18 protein-coding genes and 1 other RNA gene are annotated in these 18,694 nt (G+C 74.2%); 11 read left to right on the forward strand and 8 right to left on the reverse strand.

The window, feature by feature from the left end; translation table 11 throughout:
• Positions 1-38 precede the first annotated feature (38 nt).
• The 3 genes from ACFYXS_RS00275 to ACFYXS_RS00285 are packed head-to-tail and all read right to left on the reverse strand — an operon-like array spanning position 39 to position 2,684.
• The gene (locus ACFYXS_RS00275) at positions 39-1,145 is read right to left on the reverse strand and encodes a serine hydrolase domain-containing protein (RefSeq protein ID WP_389242154.1); all 1,107 of its coding nucleotides are present in this window, start codon (positions 1,143-1,145) and stop codon (positions 39-41) included.
• Positions 1,111-1,308, reverse strand: a complete 198-nt coding sequence (locus tag ACFYXS_RS00280; RefSeq protein WP_389242156.1) for a hypothetical protein — start codon at positions 1,306-1,308, stop codon at positions 1,111-1,113. The genes ACFYXS_RS00275 and ACFYXS_RS00280 overlap by 35 nt, the downstream gene beginning before the upstream one ends.
• 38 nt (positions 1,309-1,346) lie before the next feature.
• Positions 1,347-2,684 carry a multidrug effflux MFS transporter gene (locus ACFYXS_RS00285; RefSeq protein ID WP_389242158.1) on the reverse strand — a complete coding sequence of 446 codons (1,338 nt, stop codon included), beginning with the start codon at positions 2,682-2,684 and terminating at the stop codon, positions 1,347-1,349.
• Positions 2,685-2,775: 91 nt separating this feature from the next.
• Here ACFYXS_RS00285 and ACFYXS_RS00290 point away from each other — a divergent pair, with 91 nt between their 5' ends.
• Positions 2,776-3,768: a Gfo/Idh/MocA family protein gene (locus tag ACFYXS_RS00290; protein ID WP_389243458.1), complete on the forward strand. Its 993-nt coding sequence runs from the start codon at positions 2,776-2,778 to the stop codon at positions 3,766-3,768.
• A gap of 684 nt (positions 3,769-4,452) precedes the next feature.
• Here the strand turns inward: ACFYXS_RS00290 and ACFYXS_RS00295 are convergent.
• Positions 4,453-4,767 carry a 4a-hydroxytetrahydrobiopterin dehydratase gene (locus tag ACFYXS_RS00295; RefSeq protein WP_389242161.1) on the reverse strand — a complete coding sequence of 105 codons (315 nt, stop codon included), beginning with the start codon at positions 4,765-4,767 and terminating at the stop codon, positions 4,453-4,455.
• A gap of 34 nt (positions 4,768-4,801) precedes the next feature.
• Between ACFYXS_RS00295 and ACFYXS_RS00300 the strand changes: the two genes are divergently transcribed.
• The 5 genes from ACFYXS_RS00300 to ACFYXS_RS00320 all read left to right on the forward strand — a co-directional run bounded on the left by ACFYXS_RS00300 (position 4,802) and on the right by ACFYXS_RS00320 (position 10,316).
• Positions 4,802-5,563, forward strand: a complete 762-nt coding sequence (locus tag ACFYXS_RS00300; RefSeq protein WP_389242163.1) for an SDR family oxidoreductase — start codon at positions 4,802-4,804, stop codon at positions 5,561-5,563.
• 134 nt (positions 5,564-5,697) lie between these two features.
• Complete coding sequence (locus ACFYXS_RS00305) at positions 5,698-6,327, forward strand: hypothetical protein (RefSeq protein ID WP_389242165.1); 630 nt, start codon at positions 5,698-5,700, stop codon at positions 6,325-6,327.
• Positions 6,324-8,435, forward strand: a complete 2,112-nt coding sequence (locus tag ACFYXS_RS00310) for a bifunctional polysaccharide deacetylase/glycosyltransferase family 2 protein (RefSeq protein WP_389242167.1) — start codon at positions 6,324-6,326, stop codon at positions 8,433-8,435. The genes ACFYXS_RS00305 and ACFYXS_RS00310 overlap by 4 nt, the downstream gene beginning before the upstream one ends.
• A gap of 38 nt (positions 8,436-8,473) precedes the next feature.
• Positions 8,474-9,778 carry an acyltransferase gene (locus tag ACFYXS_RS00315; RefSeq protein ID WP_389242169.1) on the forward strand — a complete coding sequence of 435 codons (1,305 nt, stop codon included), beginning with the start codon at positions 8,474-8,476 and terminating at the stop codon, positions 9,776-9,778.
• Positions 9,779-9,857: 79 nt separating this feature from the next.
• Positions 9,858-10,316: a lamin tail domain-containing protein gene (locus tag ACFYXS_RS00320; RefSeq protein WP_389242171.1), complete on the forward strand. Its 459-nt coding sequence runs from the start codon at positions 9,858-9,860 to the stop codon at positions 10,314-10,316.
• A gap of 450 nt (positions 10,317-10,766) precedes the next feature.
• On the opposite strand, the gene rnpB is transcribed toward ACFYXS_RS00320, so the two are convergent.
• Positions 10,767-11,170, reverse strand: an RNA gene (gene rnpB / locus ACFYXS_RS00325) — RNase P RNA component class A.
• 28 nt (positions 11,171-11,198) lie between these two features.
• Positions 11,199-12,641: an RNB domain-containing ribonuclease gene (locus ACFYXS_RS00330; protein ID WP_389242173.1), complete on the reverse strand. Its 1,443-nt coding sequence runs from the start codon at positions 12,639-12,641 to the stop codon at positions 11,199-11,201.
• A gap of 65 nt (positions 12,642-12,706) precedes the next feature.
• Between ACFYXS_RS00330 and yaaA the strand changes: the two genes are divergently transcribed.
• The gene (yaaA, locus tag ACFYXS_RS00335) at positions 12,707-13,492 is read left to right on the forward strand and encodes a peroxide stress protein YaaA (protein WP_389242175.1); all 786 of its coding nucleotides are present in this window, start codon (positions 12,707-12,709) and stop codon (positions 13,490-13,492) included.
• A gap of 68 nt (positions 13,493-13,560) precedes the next feature.
• The gene (gene eda, locus ACFYXS_RS00340) at positions 13,561-14,175 is read left to right on the forward strand and encodes a bifunctional 4-hydroxy-2-oxoglutarate aldolase/2-dehydro-3-deoxy-phosphogluconate aldolase (RefSeq protein ID WP_389242177.1); all 615 of its coding nucleotides are present in this window, start codon (positions 13,561-13,563) and stop codon (positions 14,173-14,175) included.
• A gap of 14 nt (positions 14,176-14,189) precedes the next feature.
• On the opposite strand, the gene ACFYXS_RS00345 is transcribed toward eda, so the two are convergent.
• Together ACFYXS_RS00345 and ACFYXS_RS00350 are read right to left on the reverse strand one after the other, a co-directional pair.
• On the reverse strand, positions 14,190-14,342 hold the full coding sequence (locus tag ACFYXS_RS00345) for a hypothetical protein (protein ID WP_389242179.1): 153 nt from the start codon (positions 14,340-14,342) through the stop codon (positions 14,190-14,192).
• Positions 14,343-14,455: 113 nt separating this feature from the next.
• Positions 14,456-15,622, reverse strand: a complete 1,167-nt coding sequence (locus ACFYXS_RS00350) for a hypothetical protein (RefSeq protein ID WP_389242181.1) — start codon at positions 15,620-15,622, stop codon at positions 14,456-14,458.
• A 181-nt stretch (positions 15,623-15,803) separates the two neighbouring features.
• Between ACFYXS_RS00350 and ACFYXS_RS00355 the strand changes: the two genes are divergently transcribed.
• From ACFYXS_RS00355 to ACFYXS_RS00365, 3 genes are read left to right on the forward strand one after another with little or no spacing between them, the layout of a single operon-like run.
• Positions 15,804-16,688 (forward strand): Nif3-like dinuclear metal center hexameric protein, encoded by an 885-nt coding sequence (locus ACFYXS_RS00355; RefSeq protein ID WP_389242183.1) that lies wholly within the window; start codon positions 15,804-15,806, stop codon positions 16,686-16,688.
• Positions 16,685-17,428 carry a zinc ribbon domain-containing protein gene (locus tag ACFYXS_RS00360; RefSeq protein ID WP_389243460.1) on the forward strand — a complete coding sequence of 248 codons (744 nt, stop codon included), beginning with the start codon at positions 16,685-16,687 and terminating at the stop codon, positions 17,426-17,428. Before ACFYXS_RS00355 ends, ACFYXS_RS00360 begins: the two co-directional genes overlap by 4 nt.
• A complete protein-coding gene (locus tag ACFYXS_RS00365) occupies positions 17,428-18,603 on the forward strand; it encodes a bifunctional RNase H/acid phosphatase (protein WP_389242185.1) in 1,176 nt (391 codons plus the stop codon). The genes ACFYXS_RS00360 and ACFYXS_RS00365 overlap by 1 nt, the downstream gene beginning before the upstream one ends.
• Positions 18,604-18,694: the final 91 nt, after the last annotated feature.

Below are 18,694 nucleotides of genomic sequence, written 5' to 3' on the forward strand. Positions count from 1 at the left end.
TCTTTTGTCAGGTCGGCGGCACCACACGGGCACCGGGCTCACACGACCCCGAGCGCCCGGGCGAAACGGGTCCCCACGACCGCCCGCGGGGCGCTCCCGTCGCGCCAAAGGCGGCAGGGGTGCACGGAGTTGGCGAGCAGCACCAGGAAGGAGTCGGTCGCCGGGTCGATCACCAGGCTGGTCCCGGTGAATCCGGTGTGCCCGGCCGCGCCGCGCCCGGCGAGGGCCCCCATGAACCATGCCGCGTCGGTCTCGAAACCGGGATAGCCGGAGTGACCGGGACAGGGCCCGCCGGCGTCGAGCAGGGAGCGGCACAGCAGGGCCAGGTCCCAGGCAGTGGAGAACAGGCCCGCGTGGCCGGCGACGCCGCCCATGGCGTACGCGTTCTCGTCGTGCACCGAGCCGCGCAGCATGCCGCGGTCCAGCCGGCCCCAGGGGCGGCGCTGGTCCTCGGTGGCGGCGATCCGGGGGAGCCAGGAGGCGGGCGGGTTGTAGCGGGTGTCGTGCATGCCGAGGGGGCCGGTGATCTCCTCGCGCACCAGGGCGTCGACGGACTCCCCGGTCTCGCGTTCCAGGGCGTGCTGGAGGGCGATGAGGTTGAGGTCGGAGTAGATGCGCGTGCCGCCCGGCGCGGCGACCGGCTCCTCCTGCCACAGCAGCCGGGCCCGCGCCTGCGCGTCGGCGTGGTTGTGGAAGGGCAGTTCGGGACGGAGCCCGGAGGTGTGGTCGAGCAGCTGCCGGACGGTAATGCGCTGCTTGCCCGCGGCCGCGAACTCGGGCACGTAGGCGGCCACCTCGCGGTCCGGCTCCAGCCGGCGCACCGCGACGACCGCGGTGAACAGCTTGGTCAGCGACGCCAGGTCGAAGACCGTGTCCGGCCGCATCGGGACCCACTGCTCGCGGGGCAGTTCGACACCGCGGCCGTCCCGCTCGTCGTACCCGCGGTAGCGCACCGCCCAGCCCACCGCCTCGTGCAGGGCGACGGTGCCGCCGCGCCCGGCGAGGACAACGGCCCCCGCGCACCAGGGGTACGCGGAGGCGGGCGAGGCTTCCAGAAAGGGGGTGAGGTCCCCGACGAGCCGGTTCAACTCGTCCGCGCGCAGCTCCGCGTCAGGGCAGGTACCTCTCGACAGCCGCGGGGCCATGCTCCTCCAGCAACTTGCGGGCCTTTTCGAGCCGGGCCGGGGTCGGCTCGCGGCCGGAGGCCATCACCAGGTCCTCCGGATCGATCATGTGTTCGGACCCGGTGTGCAGGCAACTGTCCGCGGTCTTCCAGGCCCACTTGCTCTCGTCGATCGGCTCGGTCATCACTGCCTCCTGACTCGGCACGGCAATGATCGCAGGGATCACCGTGCATCCACAGTACGCCGCCAGGGGCGGCACAGCCCGACGAAACAGGCCGCCGCGGCCAGCACGCTTCCCAGCTGCACCAGGGCCATCGGCACGGCCGAGTCCTCGCCCGCGACACCCACCAGCGGCGAGGCCACGGCCCCGACGAGGAAGGAGGTCGTGCCGAGCAGCGCGGAGGCGGAACCGGCCGCGTGCCGGGTGCGCATCAGCGCCAGGGCGTTGGCGTTCGGCATCACCAGGCTCATCGCCGACATCAGGACGAACAGGCCCGCGGCCACCGGCACCAGCCCGGCCCTCCCGAACAGGCCGGAGGTCATCGCCAGCAGCGCGAGCGCGGCCAGCGTGATCACCGCCAGCCCCACGGCGATCACCTTGTCCATGCTGACCCGGCCCACCAGCACCTTGCCGTTGACCTGGCCCAGCGCGACCAGGCCGACGGAGTTGACGCCGAAGAGCAGGCTGTAGGTCTGCGCCGAGGCCCCGTAGATCTCCTGCACCACGAAGGACGAGGCCGAGACGTACGCGAACAGGGCGGCGAAGGTGAAGCCGGCGGTGAGCATGTAGCCGGTGAACGCCCGGTCGGCGAGCAGCCCGCGCATCGTGTGCAGCGTCTCCCCCAGCCCGCCGCGGTGCCGGTCGGCCGGGTCCAGGGTCTCCGGGAGGCAGCGCCACACCAGCAGGATCAGCAGCGCACCGACCACGGTGAGCACGACGAAGACCCCCCGCCAGTCGGTGATCCGCAGCACCTGGCCGCCGATGAGGGGGGCCACGATCGGGGCCACCCCGGAGATCAGCATCAGCGTGGAGAAGAAGCGGGCCATGGCGACCCCGTCGTACAGGTCACGGACGACGGCCCGGGCGATGACGATGCCCGCGGCGCCGGTCAGCCCCTGGAGCAGCCGGAAGGCGATCAGCAGCCCGGCGCTGGGGGCGAACGCGCACACGGCGGTCGCCAGCACGTACAGGACCATGCCGGCCAGCAGCGGCCGGCGGCGCCCCCAGCGGTCGCTCATCGGGCCGACGACCATCTGGCCGAGTGCCAGTCCGGCCAGGCACGCGGTCAAGGTGAGCTGCACCGTGACGGCCGGGCTCCGCAGCGACTCCGTGACCTGCGGCAGCGCCGGCAGATACATGTCCATCGACAGCGCGGGGAGCGCGGTGAGGCCGCCGAGCACGAACGTCACCAGCAGTCCGGTACGGCCTCCTGGGCGCTCTGCGGCGCGTCGTACCGGGGTTGACGCCCCCGGTGTGGATATCTGGTCGGGCGGGATCGGGCCGGCTTCCGGCATCTGCATCTCCGTGGTCGATGAATCGTTCTCTATGCTCTCAGCCATCACAAGGTGGGTGAGACCAGGTGGGGGCAGATCCGTGAGTGATTCAGTCGGTGGTTTCGGCGGTGCTTCCGCCGCCGGGTCCGGACGCAGGATCCGGTGGGGCATCCTCGCGACCGGCGGCATCGCGTCGGCGTTCGCGAGCGACCTGCGGGAGCTCAAGGACGACGCGGAGCTCGTCGCCGTCGGCTCGCGCAGTACCGGGGCGGCGCGCGCCTTCGCCGACCGCTTCGACGTACCGCGCGCGTACGGCAGCTGGACCGCGCTCGCCGACGACGAGGACGTGGACGTGGTGTACATCGCCACCCCGCACTCGGCGCACCGCGTCGCCGCGGGCCTGTGCCTGCGGGCCGGGCGGGCGGTGCTCTGCGAGAAGCCGCTCACCGTGAACGCGGTGGAGGCGCGCGAGCTGGCCGACCTCGCGCGCGGGCACGGCCGCTTCCTGATGGAGGCGATGTGGATGTACTGCAGCCCGGTCATCCGCCGGCTCACCGCGCTGGTGGCGGACGGGGCGATCGGCGAGATCCGCGCGGTGCACGCGGACTTCGGCCTGGCCGGGCCCTTCGAGCCCAGCCACCGGCTGCGCGACCCGGCCCAGGCCGGCGGCGCCGTGCTCGACCTCGGCGTCTACCCGGTGTCCTTCGCCCACCTGCTGCTCGGTGAACCGGACGAGGTCCAGGCCTGGGGGCACCTCACCCCCGAGGGCGTCGACGACGCCACCGGCATGGTGCTCGGCTACGACAGCGGCGCGATGGCGGTGCTGAGCTGCTCGCTGGCGGCCGACACGGCCCGCACCGCGGTGGTGACCGGCACGACCGGACGGATCGAGTTCCCGCGCGGCTTCTTCTACCCCGAGCACTTCGTGCTGCACCGCGACGGCGTCGAGCCCGAGGTCTTCGGCCCGCCGGCCGCCCCGGCGGGCGAGCGTCTGCACGGGCTGCAGTACGAGGCGATGGAGGTCATGCGCTGCCTGCGGGCGGGCGAGACCCAGTCGCCGCTGGTGCCGGTGGAGGGCAGCCTCGCCGTGATGCGCACCCTCGACACGGTCCGCGACCGTATCGGCGTCCGCTACCCCGGCGAGGCCTGAGCGGCGCCGTCCGGCAGGTCCCCCTCCGCCGCCCGCCACCTCGGCGGTGCGGCGGGGGCACGGGCTGCCGCTGACCACGTCGCCGGTCGTGCACCGGGCCATGCCTGGCCGCGAAGGCGGGATGCCCTCCTCGCCGACCGGCCGCCCCGTGGGGAGGGGCTGCACGAACTCCGGCACGAGGTGATCGAGGCCGTCCGCTGCCCGCGCGCGGGCGGGACCCCGTACCGCCGGTCCCGGCGCGGGGCGAGCCACGCGCGGGCGGGATGCCCTCCTCGCCGCCCGGCAGCGACACCGAAGCGCGGGGCATGCCCCTGCGCCGCACATGGCCGCCGCACATCTTCGGGCCGCCCGCCGCGTCGGCTGCACGGGCCCGGTACGCGGCGACGAGGTCGTCCGCTGCCCGCGCGCGGGCGAAGCCCCCTCACCGCCGGTCCCGGCGCGGCGGCCGCGGGACGCCCTCGGCGTGACATCGCGGGCCGAAGGCGCCAAGGCGCGGGAACGGGCCGCCGGACGGGCGTTCCGGGCGTCTCCCGCCCGCTCCCGCCGGGGCACGCGTCGCCCGTGCGCAGACGGGACCCAAGGTCGCCCCCTGCGCGGGGAGGGCGGCCTCCCCGTGGCGCGGGCCGCGGGCGGCCGCCGGCCCGGCGGGACGCCCGTGGCGCCCCGCGCTTCCGCCAGGCAGCGCTACGCGGCCCCGTGGGCCGGGGCGATGTCCTGGATGCGGCGGGCGAGGTCGAAGTCCTTGGCCGTGAGCCGGCCGCCCGCCGCGTGCGTGGTGACGGAGACGTCGACCCTGTTGTAACGCAGCGTCAGGTCGCTGTGGTGGTCGGCCTCGTCCTGGATCTGGGCGATGTGCACCACGAAGACCGCCCCCGGCAGATGCGGGAGCCGGTAGCTGCGCTGGAGGGTCGCGCCGTCGTCGGTCAGGGACCAGCCGGGCAGTTCGGCGAGGCGGTCCTCGATCTCCTTGTGCGACAGGGGTTCGGCGTAGGGCGGCATGTCGTCATGGTCCCACCGCCTACGCTGCGGGGCCATGGACGTGAACAAGGCCGCGGACAGGAAGATCGCCGTCGTCACGGGCGCCGGCTCGGGCATCGGGCGGGCGGTGGCGCACGAACTGTCCGCCGCCGGCTGGACGGTGGCGCTGGCCGGACGGCGCGAGGAGGCGCTGCGGGAGACCGCGGCGACGGCGGCCGGTGAGACCGCCGTCATCCCGACGGACGTCACCCGGCCGGAGGCGGTGGAGGCGCTGTTCGGCGCCGTCGCCGCGCGCTGGGGCCGGGTGGACCTGCTCTTCAACAACGCGGGCCGGGGCGCGCCCGCCGTCGGTCCTGACGAGCTGTCGTACGACGACTGGCGGGCGGTCGTGGACGTCAACCTGCACGGCGCCTTCCTCTGCGCGCGGGCCGCGTTCGCCGTGATGCGGGCCCAGGACCCGCAGGGCGGCCGGATCATCAACAACGGCTCCCTGTCCGCGCACGTACCGCGTCCGCTGAGCATCGCGTACACCGCCACGAAGCACGCCGTGACCGGACTGACCAGGTCCCTGTCGCTGGACGGCCGCCCGTACCGGATCTCCTGCGGCCAGATCGACATCGGCAACGCCGCGACCGACATGACCGAACGCATGGCGGATGGAATCCTGCAGGCGAACGGCACCGTCGTGCCCGAACCGCGCATGGACGTGATCGACGTGGCCCGCACGGTCGTGCACATGGCATCTCTGCCGCCGGAGGCGAACGTGCAGTTCGCGACGGTGATGGCGACCGCGATGCCGTACATCGGACGCGGCTGAGCCTGGCAGAGAACGACCAATTCGCCTACGGAATCGGTCAAGTGCGAAATACGTCCCATAGGACCGCTTGCGTCGCGTTACGTTGCGGCATGCTCTCCAAGCACCACCGTGACGTATGGTCAGAACCACCGCCCGTGGACGATCCGGAAGCCGGCGCCGGGATCGACGATCCCGAGACCGAACTCATATCGCTGCCCGGCCCCGTCTTCGTCGATTCCAGCGGGCGACGGGCCCGCGTGGTCCGCAGGGCCGGCTGGGCGATCGGGGCCGCCTGTTCGCTCTACACGGCCGCCCTCGTACTCAGCCTCTCCGGCGCGACGCCGATCGCGCCGAAGACGCTGTTGCCGCTGCCGGGAGTACCGAGCACAGCGCCGGACGACGCCGGCTCCTCGGGGACGGGAGAAGTCGACGTACCGGCCGACCAGGCCGCTCCCCCGGCGACGGCAGGGCTGTTCCGGGCGGGGACGGACCCGGCTCCGTCCCCGTCCGGCGGCGCCCGGCCGCACGCGACCACCTCCCCCAGCCCGCGTACCTCGCCCACCGGCCACGCCGGCGTCAGCACCAGTCCGAAGGCCAGCACCTCTCCCTCGCCGCGCACCACCAGGACCGCCCCGACCTCCGTGTCGTCGACACCCAGCGCCTCGGTGAGCCAGTCGGCCGGCCCGTCGGCCTCGTCGTCGCCGCAGCCCTCCGGCTCCTCCGCACCCGGCCCCGAGGTACCGCCCGCCGGCGGTCCCGACCAGCAACCGCAGGGTGGCTCGTGATACCCCTGCGGCCCCGGCTCGTCATTCCCGTCCTCGCCCTCGTCGTACTCGTCTGCGTGCTGCTGCTCGGCGGCTACGTGCGCGGCGACTTCGAGGCCGACCACCGGGTGCACCCGCCGGTGGCCACGGACAAGGTCCCCGAGGCGGTGCTGGACGGCGGTCCGGTGGTGGACTCCACCGGCGACCGCCCGCGCTCGTACCGCACGCCGGACCACACCATCGCCCTCACCTTCGACGACGGACCGGACCCGGTCTGGACGCCGGAGGTGCTCGACGTGCTCAAGCGGCAGAAGGTGCCGGCCACCTTCTTCGTCACCGGCAGCAACGCCGCCCGCCACCCTGACCTGATCCGCCGGATGGTGCACGAGGGGCACGAGATCGGCGTGCACACCTTCGCCCACCCGGACCTGGTGTACCAGTCCCCGGGTCGGGTCGACCGCGAGCTGTCGCAGACACAGCTGGCCCTCGCGGGGGCGGCCGGCATCCACAGCTCGCTGTTCCGCCCGCCGTACTCCTCCACCGCCGACGCCCTGGACGACCTGTCCTGGCCGGTCGTCCAGCAGGTCGGCCGCAAGGGCTACGTCACCGCCTTCATCGACCAGGACGCCGAGGACTGGCGCCGGCCCGGTGTCCAGGCGATCGTCGACGGCTCCCTCCCCAAGAAGCCGGGCAAGGGCGCGATCGTGCTGATGCACGACGCGGGCGGCGACCGCTCGCAGACGGTGGCCGCGCTGGACCGGCTGATCCCGCTGCTCAAGGAGCGCGGCTACCGCTTCGAGACGGTCGGCGAGGCGGTCGGCGCCAGCTCGACCAACCACCCCGTCGCCGGGACGGAGTTGTGGCAGGGGCGCATCTTCGTGGCCGCCGTCGAGCTGTCCGAGGCGGCCGTGCCGGCGCTCGCGGTCCTGCTGGCCGCCGTGGGCGTGCTCGTCCTGGCGCGGTTCGCCGCGATGCTGCTGCTGGCCCGACGGCACGCCCGGCGGCGCCGCAGGCGCGGCTTCCACTGGGGGCCCGCCGTCACCGAACCGGTCAGCGTGATCGTGCCGGCGTACAACGAGAAGGAGTGCATCGCCCACACGGTCAACTCGCTCGCGGCCGGGGAGCATCCGATCGAGATCGTGGTCGTCGACGACGGGTCCAGCGACGGCACCGCCGACATCGTGGAGGCCATGGGCCTGCCCGACGTCACGGTGGTGCGGCAGCCCAACGGCGGCAAGCCGGCCGCGCTCAACAACGGCGTCGCGCACGCCCGGCACGACCTGATCGTGATGATGGACGGCGACACGGTCTTCGAGCCGGCCACCGTCCGCGAACTCGTCCAGCCCTTCGGCGACCCGCGGGTCGGCGCGGTCGCCGGCAACGCCAAGGTCGGCAACCGCAACCGGATGATCGGCCGCTGGCAGCACATCGAGTACGTGATGGGCTTCAACCTCGACCGCCGCATGTACGACCTGATGCGCTGCATGCCGACCATCCCCGGCGCCTGCGGGGCCTTCCGGCGCGACGCGCTGCGCGACGTGGGCGGCATGAGCGACGAGACCCTCGCCGAGGACACCGACGTCACCATGGCCCTGCACCGGGCCGGCTGGCACGTCGTCTACGCCGAGCGGGCCCGCGCCTGGACCGAGGCCCCGTCCACGGTGCGGCAGTTGTGGAAGCAGCGCTACCGCTGGAGCTACGGCACCATGCAGGCGATGTGGAAGCACCGCGGGGCGGTGCTGGACCGCGGGCACTCGGGCCGGTTCGGCCGGGTCGGGCTGCCGCTGGTGGTGCTCTTCCAGGTGCTCGCCCCGCTGCTGGCACCGCTGATCGACGTCTTCGCGGTGTACGGGCTGGTGTTCATGGATCCGTTTCGCACCGCGGTCGCGTGGGCCGCGGTGCTGGGAGTGCAGGCCGCGTGCGCCGCGTACGCGTTCCGGCTCGACGGCGAGCGACTGCGGGACCTGTGGCCGCTGCCGCTCCAGCAGGTCCTGTACCGGCAGTTGATGTACCTGGTGCTGCTGCAGTCGTGCATCACCGCGATCAACGGCGGCCGGCTCGGCTGGCACAAACTGCGGCGCACGGGCGAGGTCGGCACCCCGCCCGTGGCCGCCGGGACCCAGCGGTGACACCGCGTCCGCCCGCTCATCCCTTCCCGGAGGACCCCATGCACGCCCACGACCCCCGCGGCGTCCGCCCGACGGGACCGGCGCCGGTGCCCGCGCCGGTCCCAGGCCCCGGGGGCGGGCGGCGGCGCGCCCGCGTCGCGGCGGACCACGGCGCCACCGTCACCGTCGACGCCGACGCGCCCGAGCGGGACGCCACGGTCGCCGTCCCGCCGCCGACGCGGGGCGGGGCAGCCACCGCCGGTCCCGGCGCCACGGCGGGTGCGGCCGGGGGAGGCGGCGGGGGCCGGGACCGCTACCTCGATCTGCTCCGGGCGCTGGCCCTGGTCCGGGTGGTGGTCTTCCACACCTTCAACTGGGCGTGGCTGACCTTCGCCTTCCCGTCCATCGGCGTGATGTTCGCGCTCGCCGGTTCGCTGATGGCGCACTCGCTCAAGCGCCCGGCGGGCTCGGTGCTGCGCAGCCGGGCGCGGCGGCTGCTCGTGCCGTACTGGTTCTTCGCGGCGGTCGTCGTGGGCGCCATGCTGGTGCACGGCTGGCGCATCCACTCGTGGCCGCGGATGCTGCTGTGGGTCCTGCCGCTGGCGGACCCGCCGCGCATCGCGTGGGCCGAGCAGGTGACCGACCCGCTGTGGTACATCCGCACCTACCTGTGGCTGGTCCTGCTGTCCCCGTGGCTGCTGAAGGCGTTCCGCGCCGCGCCCCGCGCGTGCCTGGCCGTGTGCGGGCTGCTGGTCGTCCTGGCCCAGTACGACCGGCTCCCGCTGACCGAGCCCGCGCTCACCCCGGCCGTCGACCTGGCCACCTTCGCGGCCTGCTGGCTGCTCGGCTTCGCGCACCGGGACGGGCGGCTGGACGCGCTACGGGCCCGTACGGTGCTGGGCCTGGCGGCGCTGTGCCTCGCGGCGGGCGGCTGGTTCGCCCTCACGCACCCCACCGACGAGGGCCTCGACCTCGGCGAGATCCCGCTCGCGCAGGCGCTGTGGTCGGTCGGTTTCGTCCTCGTACTGCTCCGCTTCCGCCCGCGCCGGCTGAGCCGGGTACCGGTGGCGGACGGCGCGGTGGGGCTGCTCAACGCCCGTGCGGTGACGGTCTACCTGTGGCACGAGGTCGCGCTGGTCCTCAGCGTCCCGCTGATCGACCGCATGTGGGACGTGCCCTTCTTCGAGGCCCATCTGCCGCTGGACGCCACCTGGTTCCAGTTCCTCATGGCCTGGCCGCTGATCGGCGCGGCCATCGTGCTGACCGGCTGGGCCGAGGACGTCGCCGCCCGGCGCAGACCGCACCCGTGGCCGACCGGCGGCGGAGGGCGCCGCGACCGTGCACGCGCCCGCCGTCGCATGTGAAGGTTTCGTGCGCTGATCGCGCACATCCTGTGTACGCTAACCGTTCGTATTCGCACCGCCCTTGGGGGGAACCCGCACCATGCGCACCCGTACGACGCTGACCTGCCTGCTCACCGCGATATCCGCGACCGCCGCCACGCTCACCCTCGCCGCCCCGGCCGCCGAGGCCGCCAGCTCCGTCCACCTCGCCAAGATCTACTACGACAGCCCCGGCGTCGACCGCGGCTCCGACGCGAGCCTCAACGCCGAGTGGGTCACGATCACCAACTCCACGTCCCGCGCGGTCAGCCTGAAGGGCTGGACGCTCACCGACGCGTCCAACCACAAGTACACCTTCGGCACCTACTCGCTCGGCGCCGGCAAGACCGTCAAGGTCCACACGGGCCCGGGCCGCGACACGACGGGCAACCGCTACCAGAACCGCGGCTGGTACGTCTGGAACAACGACAAGGACACCGCGACCCTGCGCAAGGCGGGCGGCGCGAAGGCCGACACCTGCAGCTACAACAGCACGCGCTCGGACTACAAGAACTGCTGATCTGCTCCCGCGGTGCCGGGATCTGTTCCCGCCGTGCACATCCACGCCGCCGGCGCCCCCGGGCCCGGCGGCCTTCGCGGGGGTGGGGCCGTCAACCCCTCTCGCGAGGAGGGGTTCCCGTGACCGCTGCACACGACGGGCTCTTGGCTGCTGCCCAGCAGCTGGGACCGCCGGGCCGCGGTGTTCGAGGAGGCCGGGTACGCCCCGGTCCCCCGGATGGCCGTGCCGCTGACCTACGACCGGTTCCGGTACTCCTTCGCTGTACCGGACCTTCGCCGTGCCCGCCCCCGGCTAGCCGCTGTTCCAGGCCGCCGTCGCCGACGTCACCCCGTGGAGCGGGACGAAGAGCGACTCCGAGAACCCGGACCGCGGGCCGCTGCTGCCGATATCCGGCGAGAAGGACCACACGCTTCCACTGAGGAAGCCGGGGCCCGGCGCAGGCCGGGCCGACAGACGAGCCTGAGCTGTACGCCGGGTTCTGTGTCCCGGTCGGCCTCGCGGCCGGCCGGGTGACGGCCATCCATCTAGGACCGGCGTTGCCGCCGGCCTCGTGCGGTCTACCCGCGGACTCGGGCGGGCAGCCCTCGAACGTCCGCGCAGAGCACCTGTGACAGCGCTCCTCTTGACCTTGCTCCAGGTGGGGTTTACCTAGCTGCCCAGGTCACCCTGGGCACTGGTGGTCTCTTACACCACCGTTTCACCCTTACCGAGTGCCTTGCGGCCCCCGGCGGTCTGTTTTCTGTGGCACTGTCCCGCGGGTCACCCCGGGTGGGCGTTACCCACCACCTTGCCCTGTGGAGCCCGGACGTTCCTCGGCAGGACCGTGGTCCTGACGCGGCCGTCCACTCGGCTCGTCTGCCGTGCCGCCATGTTACCCGGCGATCATGCGGGCGCGAAAAGCAGCGTGTGCCGCGCGACGTCGGCCTCGGTCAGGCGTACGCGCAGCGGCTCGCCGAGCGCGAGGGGCGTGTCGCCGCCCCTGACGCGGGCGACGACGGCGGGGTCGCGCAGGTGGACGGTGCCGGCGGTGGGGTCGTTCTCTCGGACGTCGATGACATAGGCGTCGAAGACCTCGCCCACCCTGTCCTCGAGGAGGGCGGCCTCGACGATGGAGACGGAGGCGCCCTCGATGCGGGAGGCGAGCTGGGAGCCGGTGCGCATCCGGTGCGGCAGGTCGCGGTACGCGTCGGTGACCCACTCCGGCGGGGTGCGGCCCGCGGAGGCGGCGAGGCAGAACTCCCCGGCGTAGCGGTCGACCAGCCGGCGCAGCGGCGCCGTGCAGTGGGTGTAGGCGTCGGCGACGGCGGCGTGCAGCAGCGGCGAGGCCGGGTGGCCGGGCCAGAACGGGGTGTAGTCGGCGCCGCGGAACAGGCTGGTGGCCTCGTGCAGGAAGGCGGCGTGCCCGGTGCGGGCGGGGTCCAGCGAGCGGATCAGCTCCGCGTACGAGGTCATGTGCGGCCAGTCGATGTGCAGGGCCTGGGCGACCCTCCTGAGCCGGGCGACCTCGCCGTGCGGGGCGAGCGGGAGGGTGCGCAGGATGCCCGTGCCCGCGGCGATCATCAGGCCGGCGGCGGCCATGCCGGCGAGCAGGGAGATCTGGGCGTTCCAGGACTCGGCGGGCAGCGGTGCGCGGTACTCCAGGGCGTAGCCGTCGCCGCGCTCGATGACCTCCTGCTCGGGCACGTCGAGGGAGATGCCGCCGCGCCGCCGTTCCTGTTCCTGGCGCAGCCGGCCGATGGTGCGCAGCAGGGTCAGCGGTTCCTCCGCGGTGCCGTCGTCGAGGTCGCGCTGCACGCCCGCGTAGTCGAGCCGGGCGCGGCTGCGCACCCGGGCGCGGCGGACGTCGACACCGGTGACGCCGCCGTCCGCGTCCAGGTCGATACGCCACAGCAGCGCGAGCCGGTCCCGGCCGGGCAGCAGGCTGGCGGCGTCCTCGCTGAGCACGGTGGGGTGCAGCGGGACCCGGACGTCGGGGAAGTAGAGCGTGGTGACCCGGCGTTGGGCCTCGGTGTCGATGGCGCCGCCGGGTGCGACGAAGGCGGCGACGTCGGCGATCGCGTAGTGCACGCGGTAGCCGCCGTCGCGGCGGGCCAGGTGCATCGCCTGGTCGAGGTCGCGCGAGCCGGGCGGGTCGATGGTGAACAGGGGCAGGCCGGTGGCGTCCTCGTGGCCGTCGAGGCCCGGTGCCCCGGCCGCCTGTTCGGCCTCGGCGAGCACGGCGGGCGGGAAGGCGGCGGGCACGTGGAGTTCGGTGCGCAGGGCGCTGAGCGCGGTGCGCAGCGGCTCGCCGTCGGCGGCCTTCACACGCAAGGGGCGACGAGGCATGGAGCGAGCGTAATTCCGGCGGCCGTAGGCTGCACGAACACAGGTGAACGTGAAGGAGAACCACCGTGCTCGTCCTGCTGCCGCCGTCCGAGGGCAAGGCCGCTCCCGCCACCGGGAAGGCCGTGGACCTGGGCACCCTGTCGCTGCCCGGCCTGGCCGCCGCGCGGCGCACGGTACTGGACGAGCTGGTGGGACTGTGCGCGAGCGAGGATCCCGACGCCGTCGCCAAGGCCGCCGACGTGCTGGGGCTCAGCCCCGGGCTGCGCGGCGAGGTGACCCGCAACGCCGGGCTGCACGGCGCTCCGGCGCGCCCGGCCGGGCAGATCTACACCGGGGTGCTGTACGACGCGCTGGGCCTGGCCACGCTGACCCCGGCGGCGAAGCGGCGGGCGGCGCGCTCGCTGCTGATCTTCTCCGGGCTGTGGGGCGCGGTCGGCGTCAAGGACGCGATCCCCGCCTACCGCTGCTCGATGGGCGTCCGGCTTCCCGCGACGGGGGCGCTCGGCACGTTCTGGCGGGACGCGATGGCGGACGTGCTGCCGGAGGCGGCCGGGGCCGCGGGCGGCGGTCTGGTGCTGGACCTGCGCTCGGCGGCGTACGCGGCGGCGTGGAAGCCGAAGGGGGCGCTGGCCGGGCGGACGGCGACCGTGCGGGTCGTGCAGGCCGAGACCCGCAAGGTCGTCAGCCACTTCAACAAGGCGACGAAGGGGCGCATGGTGCGGGCCCTGCTGGAGTCGGGGGCCCGGCCGGGCGGCCCGGACGAACTGGTCGACGTGCTGGGGGAGCTGGGCTTCCGGGTGGAGGTGCGGGGTCCTGGGCGGATCGACGTGCTGGTGTCGGACGTCCACTGACCCTGCCGCCGTTGCGCAGGTCGCAACGACCGTTGCGCGAGCCGCGTCGCCCCGGCAGCATCCCGGGCATGCTGCTCGACCTCGCCCCCGTGATCCCCGTCGTCGTGCTGGAGGACGCCGCCGACGCGGTGCCGCTGGCCAGGGCCCTGGTGGAGGGCGGGCTGCCGGTCGTGGAGATCACGCTGCGCACCCCGGCCGCACTGGAGGCGATCCGGGCCGTCGCCCGCGAGGTGCCGGAGGCCTTCGTCGGGGCCGGGACCGTGGTGCGGGAGGAGCAGGCCGCCGCGGCGGTGGACGCCGGGGCGCGGTTCCTGGTCAGTCCGGGCTGGACGCCCCGGCTGCTCGGCGCCGCGCGGGCGACGGGGGTGCCGTACCTGCCGGGGGTGTCGACCGCGTCCGAGGTGGTGGCGCTGGCCGAACTCGGCGTGACGGAGCTGAAGTTCTTCCCGGCCGAGGCGGCGGGCGGCACGGCGTACCTCAGGGCGCTGGCCTCGCCGCTGCAGGCCGTGCGCTTCTGCCCCACCGGGGGCATCGACCAGGCCCGCGCGCCGGAGTACCTGGCGCTGCCGAACGTGGCCTGCGTGGGCGGGAGCTGGATGGTCCCGCGGGACGCGCTCCGGTCCCGGGACTGGCCCCGCGTCCGCGCGCTGGCGCGGACGGCGGCCGGTCTGCGGGGAGCCTGAACGTTCCGTCCGGCTCAGTCGTCGTCGCCGGAGCCCTCCGTGCGGCGGTGCCGGCCGTGCGGCGCGGCGGGTACTTCCTCGGAGGAGGCGGGGCCGCGGTGGCGGCCATGGAGATCCGCCGCGTCCTCGTGGCGCGCGGCGGTGGTCTCGATTCGGGAGTCTGACATGCGAGGACTCTCTGTCGGTGGCTTACGGGTCGCAGGAACCGTGCTGCCGACGCGCCGTCGTACTACCACCGCACGCCGAAACGGCAGCGCAGCCCCCGGCGGGAGTTTACCGGTCATGATCCGGCCGCCAGCGGCGCCTTCTGCAGAGGAAGGACCGGACTGCTCCTGGACTCCTCCGGCGCGGGCTCCAGGGCTCCCTCGGGGACCGCGGCCAGGGGCGGCGGGAACGGCGCGGGGGCGGCGTAGTCGACGATCCCGCAGGGGCAGTGCACACACGCGTACGGCAGCCGCAGCACACCCTGCGGCGTCCACATGCCGGTCCCGGCGAGCCAGCCCTCGGGGCCGCCGAGCCAGGTGGCGCGGCGCTCCCCCGGCCGCCACACGGCCAGCGACGTGCCGTGCGGGCCGTCGGCGCGCAGCGCCACCGCGCACGACTCGGGCATCAGCACCTGGCCCGGCTGCGCGGCGAACGGGGTGAGGACGGCGTCCGGCACCCGCAGGCACTCGGCGAACCTCATCGGCTGCCGGCTGCCGAGCACGCCCCAGCCGATGCGGTCCTCGCCGGTGGCGTCGCTGCGGACTATGAGGAGCCCGCTGTCGGGTTCGGCGAGCAGCAGCCGGTCGTTGCTGTCGTCGGTGATCTGCAGCAGCGGGCTGACCGCGCCGCCGCCCCGCAGGTCCACGGCGACGGTCTTGACCGTCCCGTCCGTCTCGCGGTCCAGGGCCAGCACGCCGCCCGCCCGGTCGAGCCACGCGCCGCCCCCGCAGCGGCCGTGGATCTCCGCGAGCCGGCGCGGCGGGCCGTCGCGGCCGTCGTGGACCAGCCACACCGAGGTGCGGCTGGTCGCCGCGTCGTACGCCAGGGCGAACGCGAGCCCGGACGCGGGCGGCGGCAGCAGGCGCACCTCGCTGCCGGAAGCGCCGGAACCGTCCGGACCGTCGGAACCGCCCGGCACCGAGCCGAGCAGCAGTTCGCCGGTGCCGGGGCCGGCCGGGTAGAGCAGCGCGAAGTCGTGCCGGTCGGCGACACGGCGGCGGATGAGGACGCGGCCGTCGGGCAGCGGCAGCACCTCGGAGCACTCCTCCTCGGGCTGGTTGCCGGGCAGCGGAACGGTGTACGGCTCCGGGCCGCCGAGCGTCCAGCGCTCGGGGTACCAGCCGTCCCCGCCGTCCGGCGTCCGGGCCAGGCACGCGGCGTACGAGCCGTCCGCGGCGATCGTGAACCCGGCCCGCGGCACGGCTCCGGTGCCGGTGGCGGTCTCGGTTGCGCAGGCTGTCATGGTGTCGCTCACCTCCTGACCACGACGCTAGTTTTCGTACGCGCAACCGCCCGACACGAGTCGGTGTGCTTCACACATAAGGGTGGCTCTCGTCCCGTTCCGTCGGACTTCGTGCGGTCGGTGTGCTCATGACCAGCCGGGAATTCCAGCCGCCCGGTACCGGCGCGGTAACCTCGACCCCGTGCCGAAACTGTCCGACGTCATCGCCGCCCTCGAAGTCCTCTGGCCGCTGGAGTGGGCCGAGCAGTGGGACGCCGTCGGCCTGGTCTGCGGGGACCCGGACGCCGAGGTCGGGCAGGTGCTCTTCGCCGTCGACCCGGTCCAGGAGGTCGCCGACGAGGCGATCCGGCTCGGCGCCGGCCTGCTGGTCACCCACCACCCGCTCTGGCTGCGCGGCACCACGACGGTGGCCGCCACCGGCTTCAAGGGCCGGGTCGTGCACTCCCTGATCAAGAACGACGTCGCGCTGCACGTCGCCCACACCAACGCCGACCGCGCCGACCCCGGGGTCTCCGACGCCCTCGCGGCAGCCGTCGGACTGCGCGTCACCGGCCCGCTGGTACCGGACCCGTCCGATCCCGCCGGACGCCGCGGCGCGGGCCGGCTCGGCGAACTGCCGGAGCCCATGACGCTGGCGGAGTTCGCCGAGCGGGCGGCCCGCGGTCTGCCCGCGACGGCGACCGGGCTGCGCGTCGCCGGCGACCCCCGGCGGCAGGTGCGCACCGTCGCGGTGTGCGGCGGCAGCGGCGACAGCTTCCTCGACGACGTGCGCAGGGCCGGGGCCGACGTCTACCTGACGGCCGACCTGCGCCACCACCCGGCCTCTGAGGCGCAGCAGGCAGGTCCCCCGGCGCTCGTCGACGCCGCCCACTGGGCCACCGAGTGGCCCTGGTGCGCGCAGGCGGCCCGCCGTCTCGACGAGGTCGCGGAACGGAACGGCTGGGCGCTGCGCACCCATGTGTCGCACACCGTCACCGACCCGTGGACGGCCCACGCCCGTGCCGCCGCCCCTCCTCACGTCCCGCACGTTCCTCACGAACCCACCACCTCAGGAGCCCCCCGCTGAACGCCGCGCCCGCAGACCAGATCCGACTCCTTGAGGTCCAGGCACTCGACGCGCGCATCGCGCAGTTGGACCACAAGCGGCAGACCCTTCCCGAGCACGCGGAGATCGAGCGCCTCTCCTCCGACGTGACCCAGCTGCGCGACCTGCTGGTCGCCGCCCAGACCGAGGAGAGCGACACCGCCCGCGAGCAGACCAAGGCCGAGCAGGACGTGGACCAGGTGCGCAAGCGCTCCGTCCGCGACCAGGAGCGGCTGGACTCCGGCGCCGTCTCCTCGCCGAAGGACCTGGAGAACCTCCAGCACGAGATCACCTCACTGGCCAAGCGGCAGAGCGACCTGGAGGACGTCGTCCTGGAGGTCATGGAGCGCCGCGAGTCCCTGCAGGAGCGGGTCCAGGAGCTGACCGAGCGCCTGGACTCGGTGCAGGGCAAGGCCCGCGAGGCCGAGACCCGGCGGGACGAGGCGATTCGGGGGATCGACGCCGAGGGCATGTCGGTCACCAAGGAGCGGGAGATCATGGCCGGTTCGGTCCCGGCCGACCTGCTCAAGCTCTACGAGAAGCTGCGCGCGCAGTCCGGCGGCGTCGGCGCGGCCCGGCTCTACCAGAAGCGCTGCGAGGGCTGCCGGCTGGAGCTGAACATCACCGAGCTGAACGAGGTGCGGGCGGCCGCGGCCGACACGGTCGTGCGCTGCGAGAACTGCCGCCGCATCCTGGTCCGCACGCCCGAGTCGGGCCTGTAATGGCCCGTACGTTCACCGTCGAGGCCGACGGCGGGTCCCGGGGCAACCCGGGCCCGGCCGGGTACGGCGCCGTGGTGTGCGACTCCGCCACCGGCGAAGTGCTCGCCGAGGCCGCCGAGTTCATCGGCACGCACACCAACAACGTGGCCGAGTACCGGGGTCTGATCGCCGGCCTGCGGGCCGCGCGGGCGCTCGACCCCGAGGCGCAGGTGCGGGTGCGGATGGACTCCAAGCTGGTCGTGGAGCAGATGTCGGGCCGCTGGAAGATCAAGCACCCGGACATGCGCCCGCTCGCCGCCGAGGCCCGCTCGATCCTGCCGGCCGGGCAGGTGACGTACGAGTGGATCCCGCGGGAGAAGAACAAGCACGCCGACCGGCTGGCCAACGAGGCGATGGACGCGGGCAAGCGCGGCCGGCAGTGGGAGCCGAGCCGGTCCACGGCCGCCCTGACCACGGCCGCGGCGCCGGCGGTGGTCGAGGCGGTCGAGGCGGACGAGGACCCCGAGCCCGCCGGGGAGTCCGAGACCGCGGTGGGCTGGGGCGACGCCGACATGGGCACCCCGACCACCTTCGTGCTGCTGCGGCACGGCGAGACCCCGCTCACCCCGGAGAAGCGATTCTCCGGCAGCGGCGGCACCGACCCGGAGCTGTCGGAGAAGGGGCTGTGGCAGGCCCGCCGGGCGGCGGACCTGCTGGCCGACCGCGGCACCGTCCAGGCCGTCGTGTCCTCCCCGCTGAAGCGCACCCGGCAGACCGCGGAGATCGTCGCGCAGCGGCTCGGCCTCGACGTGCGCGTCGAGGAGGGCGTGCGCGAGACGGACTTCGGCGCCTGGGAGGGGCTGACCTTCGGCGAGGTCAAGGAGCGCTTCCCGGAGGAGCTGACCGCCTGGCTGGCCTCCCCCAAGGTCGCGCCGCCCGGCGGCGAGAGCTTCGCCGCCACCGCGCGGCGGGTCGCGCTGGCCCGCGACAAGATGATCGCGCGCTACGCGGGCCGCACGGTCCTGGTCGTCACCCACGTCACGCCGGTCAAGACCCTCCTGCGCCTCGCGCTGGGCGCACCGCCGGAGTCGCTGTTCCGCATGGAGCTGTCGGCCGCGGCGTTCTCCGCGGTGGCGTACTTCGCGGACGGGAACGCGTCGGTGCGGCTGTTCAACGACACCTCCCACCTGCGCTGAGGAAACGGATTCCGGCGCCCCGCACCGCCGGGGGCGCCGGACACCCGACCCGCTGCCGGGCGCCAACTGCTGACGTGACGTCAGCCACCGC

Source organism: Streptomyces sp. NPDC002574 (genome assembly GCF_042889545.1).
Lineage (GTDB): Bacteria > Actinomycetota > Actinomycetes > Streptomycetales > Streptomycetaceae > Actinacidiphila.